Annotated in this window: 13 protein-coding genes; 1 reads left to right on the top strand and 12 read right to left on the bottom strand. The window is 37.8% G+C overall.

Annotated features, from left to right (window positions below; all coding sequences use genetic code 11):
• Positions 1-100 precede the first annotated feature (100 nt).
• From nuoE to CRS_RS11720, 7 genes are all read right to left on the bottom strand, one after another.
• On the bottom strand, positions 101-610 hold the full coding sequence (nuoE, locus tag CRS_RS11745) for an NAD(P)H-dependent oxidoreductase subunit E (protein ID WP_002983545.1): 510 nt from the start codon (positions 608-610) through the stop codon (positions 101-103).
• A 104-nt stretch (positions 611-714) separates the two neighbouring features.
• A complete protein-coding gene (gene nuoD / locus CRS_RS11740; protein WP_065400512.1) occupies positions 715-1,938 on the bottom strand; it encodes an NADH dehydrogenase (quinone) subunit D in 1,224 nt (407 codons plus the stop codon).
• Between the two features lie 77 nt (positions 1,939-2,015).
• Entirely contained in the window at positions 2,016-2,510 is a 495-nt protein-coding gene (locus CRS_RS11735; protein WP_065400513.1) for an NADH-quinone oxidoreductase subunit C, read from the bottom strand.
• Positions 2,511-2,516: 6 nt separating this feature from the next.
• Complete coding sequence (locus CRS_RS11730; protein ID WP_002983540.1) at positions 2,517-3,077, bottom strand: NADH-quinone oxidoreductase subunit B; 561 nt, start codon at positions 3,075-3,077, stop codon at positions 2,517-2,519.
• Positions 3,078-3,180: 103 nt separating this feature from the next.
• The gene (locus CRS_RS11725; protein ID WP_034693436.1) at positions 3,181-3,552 is read right to left on the bottom strand and encodes an NADH-quinone oxidoreductase subunit A; all 372 of its coding nucleotides are present in this window, start codon (positions 3,550-3,552) and stop codon (positions 3,181-3,183) included.
• A 121-nt stretch (positions 3,553-3,673) separates the two neighbouring features.
• The gene (locus CRS_RS24415) at positions 3,674-3,850 is read right to left on the bottom strand and encodes a hypothetical protein (RefSeq protein ID WP_172617048.1); all 177 of its coding nucleotides are present in this window, start codon (positions 3,848-3,850) and stop codon (positions 3,674-3,676) included.
• A gap of 55 nt (positions 3,851-3,905) precedes the next feature.
• Entirely contained in the window at positions 3,906-5,033 is a 1,128-nt protein-coding gene (locus CRS_RS11720) for a GNAT family N-acetyltransferase (RefSeq protein WP_142724226.1), read from the bottom strand.
• A 105-nt stretch (positions 5,034-5,138) separates the two neighbouring features.
• On the opposite strand from CRS_RS11720, the gene CRS_RS11715 reads away from it, so the two are divergent.
• Positions 5,139-5,849, top strand: coding sequence for a zinc metallopeptidase (locus CRS_RS11715; protein ID WP_172617047.1), 711 nt, complete (start codon positions 5,139-5,141; stop codon positions 5,847-5,849).
• Here the strand turns inward: CRS_RS11715 and CRS_RS11710 are convergent.
• From CRS_RS11710 to CRS_RS11690, 5 genes are all read right to left on the bottom strand, one after another.
• Positions 5,846-6,505 carry a YigZ family protein gene (locus CRS_RS11710; protein WP_172617052.1) on the bottom strand — a complete coding sequence of 220 codons (660 nt, stop codon included), beginning with the start codon at positions 6,503-6,505 and terminating at the stop codon, positions 5,846-5,848. The two genes, CRS_RS11715 and CRS_RS11710, sit on opposite strands and share 4 nt — an antisense overlap.
• 41 nt (positions 6,506-6,546) lie before the next feature.
• A complete protein-coding gene (ribD, locus tag CRS_RS11705) occupies positions 6,547-7,572 on the bottom strand; it encodes a bifunctional diaminohydroxyphosphoribosylaminopyrimidine deaminase/5-amino-6-(5-phosphoribosylamino)uracil reductase RibD (protein ID WP_142724225.1) in 1,026 nt (341 codons plus the stop codon).
• Between the two features lie 63 nt (positions 7,573-7,635).
• On the bottom strand, positions 7,636-9,438 hold the full coding sequence (locus CRS_RS11700) for a DUF349 domain-containing protein (RefSeq protein WP_172617046.1): 1,803 nt from the start codon (positions 9,436-9,438) through the stop codon (positions 7,636-7,638).
• A gap of 74 nt (positions 9,439-9,512) precedes the next feature.
• A complete protein-coding gene (locus tag CRS_RS11695) occupies positions 9,513-10,250 on the bottom strand; it encodes a shikimate dehydrogenase (protein ID WP_142724224.1) in 738 nt (245 codons plus the stop codon).
• Between the two features lie 62 nt (positions 10,251-10,312).
• Positions 10,313-12,103, bottom strand: coding sequence for an endonuclease (locus CRS_RS11690; RefSeq protein WP_142724223.1), 1,791 nt, complete (start codon positions 12,101-12,103; stop codon positions 10,313-10,315).
• Positions 12,104-12,154 lie beyond the last annotated feature (51 nt).

Here is a 12,154-nt window from a genome sequence, read left to right as displayed (position 1 = left end):
TTATTTGCTTATTGCAATTGGCTTTTGGCTTCTTGCATTAATTATGATTAAACGTTAAGTGAATAATTTAAAATCTAAAACTTAGAATTTAAAATTTCTATTAGTCTAAAGCAACTTGTCCCTGTCTGCAAAGATCAAGGATTTCATCTACTTTTTCTATCGTTAAATTTTCATGAAAGAATTTCCCCAACTGCATCATCGGTGCGTATCCACATGCTCCAAGACATTCAGCAGGTTTCAATGTGAACATACCGTCTTCAGTGGTTTCTCCGTCTTTAATGTTCAGTTTGGTTCTGATATGATCCAGGATTTTTTCGCTTCCACAAACCATACAAGGCCCTGTTCTGCAAACTTCCAAAACATATTTACCCACCGGCTTCATATTGAACATCGTATAGAAAGTAGCCACTTCATATACTTCGATCGGCTTAATACTTAATAGTCCGGCAACATAATCCATTACAGGAACATCTAACCATCCTCCGAATTCTTTCTGTGCCAGGTGAAGTACAGGAAGAAGAGCAGATTTCTGTCTTCCCTCAGGATATCTTGCGATAATTTTGTGTACCTGTGCTAAACTTTCCGGTTTAAAAGCTATTGTTTCGCTCATTTTATTTTGTTGTAAAATGTACATTGTACAAAGTACAAAGTATTTATTAACTAATTTATATTTTCAAGTACATTGTACATGCTACATTGTACTTTTTACAATTGTTATGCGTCTAGTTCGCCTGCAATAATATTCATACTACACATCGTTACAATGGCATCTGAAATCACAGAACCTGTAATCATTTCAGGATATGCCTGATAATAGATGAAGCATGGTCTTCTGAAGTGAAGTCTGTAAGGGCTTCTTCCTCCGTCACTCACAAGATAGAAACCTAATTCTCCGTTTCCACCTTCTACAGCATGGTAAACTTCTCCTTTCGGTACATCAGTTTCTCCCATTACGATCTTGAAATGGTAGATCAATGCTTCCATTTTCTGATAGACATCTGCCTTTTCAGGAAGATAGAAATCAGGAACATCCGCATGGAATGGTCCTTCCGGAAGGTTTTCGTATGCTTGTTTGATAATTTTGATTGATTCCCAGATTTCCTGTTGACGAACCATGAAACGGTCGTAAGTATCTCCTGAGGTTCCTACAGGAATAATAAAGTCGAAATCCTGGTATGAAGAATAAGGCTGTGCAACTCTTACATCATAATCTACACCTGCTGCACGTAAGTTTGGACCTGTGAAACCGTAGCTTAATGCTCTTTCAGCAGAGATCGCTCCCGTACCGATGGTTCTGTCCATGAAAATTCTGTTTCTTTCTAATAAGGTACAGAATTCTTTGAATCTTGGTGGGAATGTTTTTAAGAAATCCTTGATCAGCTCGTGAAACTTAGGGGTGAAATCTCTTTCAAATCCTCCGATTCTTCCCATATTGGTTGTCATTCTGGCCCCACAGATCTGCTCATACATATCGTAAATACGTTCTCTTTCGATGAACATGTAAGTAAGACCTGTAATAGCTCCTGAATCCATTCCGGTTACTCCGTTACAGATCAGGTGGTCACCGATTCTGGCAAGTTCCATCAGGATAACACGCATATAGTCTACACGTTTTGGAACTTCTACACCAATCAGCTTTTCTACTGTCATGTGCCAACCCAGATTATTGATGGGTGCAGAACAGTAATTCATACGATCCGTAAGGGTAGTGATCTGAGAATAGTTTCTTCTTTCGGAAATTTTCTCAAATGCTCTGTGGATATACCCTACTGTTTGCTCAGCGTGAAGGATTCTTTCTCCGTCCATCGTTAAGATATTCTGGAAAATTCCGTGAGTGGCAGGGTGGGTAGGTCCTAAATTGAGGGTATATAACTGCCCGTCAATCTGTTCCTTACTTTCGTACTGGTTTAGTATATTAGATAATGAGTTATCTTTCATAAGTATTATAATTGATAATTAATAGTTGATAATCGATAATCATTTATCTATTATCATTTATCATTTATATTTTATTTTTATCTTCCGAACATACTATCGTTCTTGTCGGTTCTTGTCCCGTCTTCAAGGCGATATTCCTTCAACATTGGGTGGTATCCAAGATCTTCCATATTCAGAATAGGTCTCAGGTCCGGGTGCCCTTTGAATTTGATCCCATAGAAATCATACGTTTCTCTTTCCATCCAGTTCGCTCCTGCATACAGATCTGTAAGAGAATCTACCTCTATGTTTTCTCTGGACATGAAGATTTTCAGACGTAATCTGAAATTGGTCATCATATTATGCAAATGATAGACAACTCCTATTTCCTTTTCCGGAAATTCAGGATAGTGAATTCCACAGACATCCGTAAGGAAATTAATTTCCAGAGATGAATCTTTAAGGTAGTGAATGATTTTTTTTATATCTTCTTTCTTCACTTCAATGGTCAGCATCCCATAAGGCTCTGAACTTGAAATGACAGATTCCGGAAATTCTCTTGTGATTGCCTCTAATACAAATTCGTTTGTCATTTCCGTTTAGTTGCTTATGTTGTAAGAATCTAATAATTTCTGATACTCAGGCATATCTCTTCTTCTGATGCTTTCGCTTTCAGCCAAAGCCTGTACCTGCATTACTCCTTCAATGATCTGTTCGGGTCTTGGAGGACATCCGGGAACGTAAACGTCTACCGGAATAATTTTATCAATTCCCTGAAGCACAGAATAGGTATCAAAAATACCGCCGCTGGAAGCACATGCTCCCACTGCTACCACCCACTTTGGCTCAGCCATCTGAGTGTACACTTCTTTCAGGACAGGTCCCAATTTCTTTGATATAGTTCCGCAAACCATCAGCATATCTGCCTGTCTTGGCGAAAAAGAGTTTCTTTCCATACCAAATCTTGAAGCATCATAAGTGGGGTTCAGGGTAGCCATAAACTCGATACCGCAACAAGAGGTTGCAAATGGTAACGGCCAAAGTGAAAACTTTCTTGCCATCCCGATTACACTGCTCAGTTTTGTTGCGAAAAACCCTTCTCCTTCATAGCCTTCGGGAGCAGGTGCATCTGTTCTTATTACTGGTTTTTTATCTGACATCTTGTAGATGATTTTAGATTTTAAATTTTAGATTTTAAATTAATACGATTGGTTTAATTTAAAATCACCATCTAAAATTTTTAATTTAAAATTTATAATTGCTCTATTTATCCCAATCCAGTGCGCCTCGTTTCCAGACATAGAAAAACGCAACGAAAAAGATCGCGACGAACGTAAGTACAGCAAGGAATCCTTCCATGCCGAATTCTCTGAAATTTACCGCGTAAGGATAAAAGAATACGATTTCAATATCGAATAGTACGAACAATACCGCAGTCAGGAAGTACTTGATAGAAAACGGCGTTCTGGCATTTCCTTCTACAGGAACTCCACATTCCCAGCTTTGGTTTTTTACAGAGTTTCCTTTTTTCTGCTGTGGCCCCAAGAAATGTGCACCAAGCAAAGAAACCGCTACAAATCCTACTGCTACACCAGCCTGGATAAGGATTGGAATATAACTTTCAGGTAAATTCATTTTTGCATTATTATCTCAATTTGCAAATTTAGCGAATAAACAAGAAAGCATGAAATTTATCAGCTTAAAAGTCGGATGAAAATAGGGAAAACCGATAATTTAGAATCAATAAAAATAACAGTTATTTCTTCATTTTTTTAAGGAGAGAATACGCCATGAACGATATATATCCAAAAAGGATGCTGGCAAAAAGGATATTGATCACTGTATTGGTTTTGTCGTCCGGTGATTGAAAAAAGAAATTATAACTGATAAACCCGGCAATTAAAATAGCAAAGATGATGAGCTGTGGTTTCATGAGGTTTTTGGTTTGTAAGGTTGAGTGTCGGAGGGTTGGGAAGAAACGGTAGATCTTAGTACACTTCCATTGAATAAGTCCTTCTCCTTTTATGGTTTACCGGATTATAATCCTGCCATAACAGCTGGATGCTTTTGTTTTCTTCCAGTTCAGGATTGGTTTCGAGAAATTTTACCCCTTTTTTCTTGAAGACATCAAAAATTTCCTTGAAGATAATAGAAGTTACTCCTCTTCGCTGATAATCGGGGTGAATTCCGATCAGATAGAAATTGGCCCTGTCATTTTTTCTTCCTGCTTGTAAGAAATGCCACCATCCGAAAGGAAGCAGTTTGCCTCCGGATTTCTGCAGTGCTTTGGAGTAAGAGGGCATCGTTATTGCGAAAGAGATCAGATTGTTGTGCTCATCAACGATGCAAACAATAAAGTCTTTATCAATCAGTTTGAAATACTTTTCCTTGTAGGTTTTGCGCTGTTCGTCCGAAATAGGAGTATAGGTGGAAAGGTGTTTGTAGGTTTCGTCCAGAAGATCAAACATGGCATCCACATACTGGAGGATTTCTTCCTTTGTTTTAAATCTTAATACTTTCAGCTTATACTTTTCAGAGATAAGCTGATTGAATTTGTGGATTTTATCAGGCAATGATTCCGGGAAGATAATTTCGAATTCCACCCATTCTTTTTCCTTGATCAATCCTAGATTCTCAAGGTGTTTCGGATAGTATTCATGATTGTAAATTCCGATCATTGTGGCCAGCTGGTCGAAGCCTTTTACGAGCATTCCAGCTTTATCAAGATTGGTGAATCCCATTGGCCCCTCGATTTTGTCAATGCTTTTCTCCTTTGCGTAATCAATTGCTTTTTGAATCAATGCTTTTGAAATTTCAGTATCATCAATAAAATCGATCCATCCAAAGCGTACTTTTTTAATGCCTAACTCTTTCTCTTCTTTGTGGTTAATAAGCACGGCAATTCTTCCTGCGATCTTGTTATTTTTATAGGCAAGGTATTGCTTTGCTTCCGAATATTGAAGTGCAGGATTTTCATCAGCATTCCAAATGTTGATTTCATCATTGATAAAGGATGGAACATAGTAAGGATTGTTTTTATACAAATCCATTGGGAATCTTACGAATTGCTTGAGCTGATCCGCTGTTTTTACTTCAATAATTGAAACTGTAGACATGTTTTTTGAGAAGAATTAGAAGACAAATATAAATAATAAAATCTTATACTTTGGCACAGTTTTTATTTGATTATGGATAAAAATTAAACACAAAATCTATATAAAATGGTGGGTTATTATATCATTATTGGTATTTCAATGCTGGTGAGCTGGTGGGTTTCCTCCAGGTTGAAATCGAAATTTGAATATTATTCCAATGTACACCTTCGAAATGGTCTTTCGGGGAAAGAAGTAGCGGAAAAGATGTTGAGAGATAACGGGATAAATGATGTTCAGGTAATATCTGTACCCGGGCAGTTGACGGACCACTATAATCCGGCAGATAAAACAGTTAACCTCTCGGAAGGGGTTTATATGCAGAGAAATGCAGCCGCTGCGGCAGTAGCTGCTCATGAGTGCGGACATGCAGTACAGCATGCTGTAGGGTACTCTATGTTAAATTTACGTTCAAAACTGGTTCCTATTGTTAATATAAGTTCTAATCTGATGCAATTTGTTCTTATCGCGGGTATCGCAGTAATGGCGGCATCAAGAACGATTGAGAATCCAAATGGAAACACTACTGTGCTGGCAATTGGAGTCGCAATGTTTGCTGTGACAACACTTTTTGCTTTCGTAACACTTCCGGTGGAATATGATGCAAGTAACAGGGCTATGAAATGGCTTAAAGATACAGGAACTGTAACTGCAGAAGAATTTGTTGGAGTACAGGACAGTTTGAAATGGGCTGCAAGAACTTATGTGGTCGCGGCTTTAGGTTCTCTGGCGCAACTTCTTTACTGGGCATCTTTGCTCCTTGGTGGAAGAAGGGATTAATCATTAAATTCAAATGAAACATATTGCATCTCGGAAAGCTTTTCTGAGATGCTTTCTTTTTGGGCCAGTTTCAGTGATGCTGTAAGGATGCAGTTTTCATTCGCATCGAAATTCAAAACTTTGGCGTCAAATTTTGAAAGTAAAGTGAAAATAATATTCTGCTGATTGAAATTAAACTGAATTTCAACTTCTGTCTCCAGTTCTCTGGTAATGATACTGGCTTCCTCCAATGTGATCTTGGCAGATTCTTTATAGGTTTTTACCAGTCCTGAAACGCCCAGTTTTGTTCCTCCGTAATATCTGACTACAATGACAAGTACATTGGTGATTTCATTAGCCAATAACTGATTGTAAATAGGTAAGCCTGCACTTCCGGAAGGTTCGCCATCATCGTTGGCACGATAATTTTCACCATTTAATCCCATTCTGAAGGCATAGCAGTGGTGGGTAGCTTTCGGATGTTCTTCCCTGATCTTTTCAAGTGCAGCTTTTAGCTCTTTCTCATTGTTTACAGGGTAGGCAAATCCGATAAACTTACTTCCTTTTTCTTTTAAAAGAGTATTTTCTATGGGCTTTTCTATGGTTTTATACTCAAACGTCATTGTATATTCCGACTTTATGTATGCAAAAATATTAAATGCTTTAGTATTCTGCATCATGATCATAAAATAAGCCGTCAGTTTAGAAGGCTTTTCTTTTATTTTTGTTTGAAAAATGAGATCGTATTATCTCTGAAATTTTCAATTCTTGCAGGGGTATAATTGAATTCGGGGGCTTTTGTTCCGTTTTCCAGTTTCAGGTTTTCATTTTTAATCACGATGGCTTCATCCCAAAGCTCAGCATCAATAAACTGCTGCAGCGTAAAACGGCCACCTTCAATAATGACAGACTGTATCTGTTCTTTGTACAGTGCTTTCATTAATTCTGACAGGAAATCATCCTTATTGATCTTAACAAACTGGATATGTTTTTCAATACCTTCTTTTACAGAATTTAAAACCAATGTTTTTGCTTCATCATTATAAATGCTGAAACTGGCAGGAACTTTTAAATCAAAATCAATCAGTATTCTGACAGGGTTTGTTCCTTCCGCATTTCTTACAGTAAGGCTCGGATTGTCATGTAAAGCAGTTTGTGTTCCTACTAAAATAGCATGTTCGTCAGCTCTCAACTGATGAACGAATTGATTGACCAGCGTATTGGAAACAGGAGTCGGTTTAAAATCTTTATCCAGAAATCCATCACCGGATTCTGCCCATTTTAGAATAATATAAGGCCTTTTCTTTTCGTGGTATGTAAAGAATCTTTTATTGAGTTCAACACATTCTTTTTCAAGAATTCCTGAAACGGCTTCAATACCTGCATCCTGAATGATTTTTTTTCCTTTGCCGTTTACTTTATCATGGGAATCCATCGCTCCGATTACAACTTTCTTAAATCCCAGTTCTTTAATTTTTAAAGCGCAGGGTGGGGTTTTTCCATAATGAGCACATGGCTCCAGTGAGACATAGATTGTAGATTCAGGGATAAGATCTTTATTTTTAACTGAGTTAATGGCATTGATTTCAGCATGATTTTCACCGGCTTTATGATGGTATCCTTCACCAATGATTTGTCCATTGTGTACAATGACACTTCCTACAAGTGGATTAGGGTACGTATTGCCGAGAGCTTTTTGAGCCAGCTCAATGCATCTTCTGATATAAAGTTCGTCGTTGTTCATATTGATAAAAAGAAAAAGCGAAGACAAATTGCTTTGCTCCGCCTTTATGTATTCTGTTGTGTATTATTCTCCGCTGATGATATTATGGAGATTTTGTTTTAATGTTTCAAGATGAGCTTTTTTCTCATCAATCGTATTATAAGTATCTTTTAACAGAGGATTTTCTCTTGACGGCTTGTTGAAGAATGAAAGGTTGTTTTCCAGTTTTACGATTTCAGCTTCAAGATCAGAGATCTGGTTTTTGATCTTTCTGGCTTTGTCGGTAAGCTGATTTTCGGATAAACCTTCCTCTTTCAGTTCAAGTTCGTTGATCTTATTTATTTTAAGCTTCTCTCTTAATGTTTTATTGAATTCCGAGTTGATTGAGATCTTATCTCTCGGAACCTTTCCGATATTGTTCCATGATGTTTTGATCTGTTCGATTCTTTCAATGCTTCCTTCGTCATTGGAAACTTCTTTCAGTTCGTCAAGAAGCGCTTTTTTGTTCTTATAGTTCTCCTTCCAGTTGTCTGTAGAAGTATTGCTTTTCTCTCTGTAATTGTTGAAGAATGCATTACATGCATCACGGAACTCGTCCCAGATTTTATTGGTCATGCTCTTTGGAACGTGGCCGATTTTCTTCCAGTCTTCCTGAAGTTTTTTGAATAATGGAACGGCGATATCCCATTCTTCATTGTTCATATTGTCCTTTGCTGTCTGGATCAGTTTTAACTTTTCTTCAAGATTGGCCTGCTGAGAACCTTTTAAAGATTTGTAATAATTATTTTTAGTGGTATTAAACCCCCTAAGTGTAGTTTTGAAGTCGTTCCAGTTTTGATTGGAAAGTTTTCTTGGTACGCTTCCCGTTTTTAAGAAATCGGAACGCAGATCTTCAACTCTTTTGATGGCATTCTGCCAATAGCTGTGGTTGGGTGTTTCTGAAGGCTCAGAAAGCTTCTTGATTTCAGCGATGATCTGATTTTTCTTTTCAAGGTTTTCATTCTGTTCCTTTTCAATAGAAGCAGAAAGTTCAGATTTTCTTTCGTGAATTTTATTGGAGATTTCTTTGAACTCTTCCCATGTTTTTTCGCGGAATTCTTCAGCAACAGGTTCAGCTTCTTCTTTCCACAGTTTGTGAAGATACTGAAGTTCATTTAATGCTTTCTGGATTACCGGTTCGTTTTCCAGTTCTTTAGCCCGGGCAATGATATGCTCTCTTTTTTCCAGGTTATGACTGTATTCCTGCTCCAGAAATTCTTTATTCAGATCCAGCATCTGATAAAACTGATTCAGGTGGTGGAAGTAATTATTGTTAAGAATTTTGAATTCAGACTTGGCAACCTGTCCGGCTTTTGACCAGTCTTCCTTAATCTCACGGATGGATTTGAAAAGATTGATTCCCGGTTCAGAGCTGGTATATAAATTTTTAAGTCTTTCAATAATGTTTTGACGATGCTCAAGATTTTTTTTCTGTTCTTCTTCCTGCCCTTTCTGAAAATCATCGTGTTTTTCCTTGAAAATATTAACCAGCGCAGAATATTTAGTCTGAGAAGGGTGTTCATAGCTGAAGTTTTCAGGAGCGTTTCCTGCTTCTACATATTCATGCTTTTTGTCTTCCACTTCATCATGGATATAATGACTTGCTTTTTCCTTCAGCTGGTTGAATCTCTTGAAGTTTTCTCCTGCGTTGGGAGTGTTGATGATTTTTTCCATTTCCTTTAAAGCATCGGCAAGGGAGATCTCTTCCTCTTCATGTTCTTCCAGGTGTTCTGCATCATCTTCATGCGGGTTTGCATCATGAGAAACGGTGTTTTCTGATGGGTCCTGAGATACTTCGTTAGGATTTTTCTTTTCTTCGTTTTCAGAAAGATTGTTTTCTGTAATCATAGCAAATCTTTTATGTGAGTGGCGTTAATATCCTTTAAATATAGCTTTAAGGCCAATTAAAGCACTAATTTATGTTATTTTTTTTGAAAATTCCAAATTTCCCAGGCTTTTTCTGCTTGCTGCTCAAGCATATAATATCCGTTTACTGTCTTGGCCCCTTTTTCAGAAGCATTGATGATGAACTGGGTATAATTGGGGTTATAAATCAGATCAATAACCAGATGATCTGAAGAAAGCCCGTCAAAAGGGAAATTCAGGCAGTCTTTAATATTCGGATATGTACCTACCGGAGTACACTGGATGATGATTTTGTGTTCTGCAACGGTTTCCTGTCCAAGATTGTCAAAATTGATCTCCGTGCTTCTGGAAATGGTTACAGAAGGGATATTGTGTTTATCCAAAACATATTTCACAGCTTTTGCTGCCCCTCCGTTTCCTAAGATGAGTGCTTTATCCTGCGTAGGCTTTTGATGTAAAAGAAGCGTTTTTTCAAAGCCGAAAGCATCCGTATTATACCCTGTTTTTTTACCATCCTGAATAAGAACGCAGTTGACTGCACCTATCTTCTCTGCTTCGTCACTTAATTCATCAAGATAATTAATTATTTTTTCTTTATAAGGAATGGTGACATTGAATCCTAGCAGCTCAGGAGAGCTAAAAAGATTTTCCACTTCATTGATTTCTTTCAGATCAAAAATATCATAGGAGAAGTTCTTCAGCATGAGCTTCTGGAACTTATTTTCGAAGAATTTTTTAGAAAAGGAATAGGAAATATTTCGTCCTATCAATCCTAATTTTTTATTGGAATCCATATATCAAAAATAAAAAAAAGACCGGACAAATCCGGCCTTTGGTTTTAAATATTTTTTAATAATTAATCTACGATAAATTTAGTAGAGAAATTATCTGTTTTCAGAATGTAAGTTCCTTTTACCATTCCTTTAAGGTTAATCTTGTTTGAGTATCTGAAAGGATTGGTAATTGTTTCAATTAATTTACCTGAAAGATCATAGATCTCAGCTTTTGAAATTTTGCTTAAGTTTTCTCCTTTTACAGATAATTCATTGTTTCTTACCGGATTAGGGTAAATTGTGAATTCTGATTTACTTTTTGGTGTTTCAGCAGTTGCCAGCGTCCCAAAACATGTCCAGCTAAGGTCATCCATAGCAACTCTGTCACCATTATTTGGATTGACAATCTGAATGGTTACATCACCTCCTACATTTACATTGATAGTAGTGGTTGTTACAGTACTGCTGTATGGGATGGTTCCTACAGTAACATTATTTATCAGAACGTTCAGGTTACCGTTGTTTCCATTGTATTTTCTCTGGGTTGTTAATGTTAAAGTCTGAACACCTCCCGAAACAACAGAGCTCGTTAGAGTTCCCTTGTTGGTACAAACAGCTTTACCATTAATAGTTTCGTCAGTTCTTGCCAGAGTTGCTGTCCAGGTTATATTATTGTTTGTCCATGTTCTTGTTGCATATGAAGATGGTAAAGATGAACCATCCTGCATGGTACTGAAATCTTCAGTACCACAGCTTCCACCACCTGTAGATCCGTCAAGAGTGGTTTCTGTAGCGGTTGTACTTTGTGGAGATGAATTCCCGGCTGCATCTTTAGCAATTACATAGAATGTATATTGGGTAAGTGGAGATAAAGAATTTACTGTAGTGCTTGTCGTGGTTCCAGAAACAGTAGCTGCCAGGTTACCGTTGGCATACACCTGATAAGAAGCTACTCCTACGTTGTCTGTAGCTGCCGTCCAGCTTACTGCGATAGAGTTTGAAGTAGGGTTGTTGGCAATAACGTTTGTAGGAGCTGTAGGAGCCTGAGTATCAACAACAGGAGTTCCCCAGATCTGAGCAACATATTCAGGGTGATCAATGAATGGGTTTCTGTTACCCTGGTAAGCGTAAGAAGCATTGTTTCTTGCAATCTCTTCCGGAGATACCGGGTCCATTGCGTGCCATGCCAGGTATTGATTCAATGCCCATGGCTGAAGACCTGGAAATGTGCTGTTGGCAAGCATTCCACCGGATGTGAAATTGACAAGTTTATCTTCATATCTTGTAACAAAATAAAGGATCATTCTGGCGATATCTCCTTTAAAAGCATCAATTGGCTCAAATACAGTTCCTGAGTATCCTGCAGAGATGGATGTTCCTAATTTTGATCCGTTTTTAGAAACAAAAGAGGCATTTCCTACGATTCCATAAGGATAGTTGGATCTCATCCCGTTTACTTTCCCGTCTGTAGGGCGTATAAAGTGGATATCAGCGACCATTGGAGAAGCACTGCTGAATAAACTCTGAGGAACAACGTGCTCTCTGTTGTAGCACTGCCCTTCAGTAGAATAGGTTCCGCACTGGTTCGTTCCATAAGTGTAGCTGTATTGATCAGGTCCACTTGGGTTTTCAGAATAGATATCCAGAATAGTTCCGTCATTTTCATAAAAATAGTCACGGTCAGTCGTAGCATAGCCTGTCCATAGTCCATTATATCCATGATCTACATGTCCATTGCTGATGATGTTTTTAAGAGCTGTCTTAAGAGCTGCTCCTGATAATCCTGCTGCCTGGTTGTAATATCCTGCCGGAGCCTGTGCTAAAGCGCTTATCAATGTTACGCTTAATAGAAAAAAAGATAAAATTCGTTTCATTTTTTAAAATTGGGGCGTAAAGGTACAAAAAAATGATAACGAAGTGTATTA

Source organism: Chryseobacterium sp. ON_d1, assembly GCF_006829085.1.
GTDB lineage: Bacteria > Bacteroidota > Bacteroidia > Flavobacteriales > Weeksellaceae > Chryseobacterium.
The sequence above is the reverse complement of the archived record's forward strand: the minus strand, read 5'-3'. Positions and strand labels throughout refer to the sequence as shown.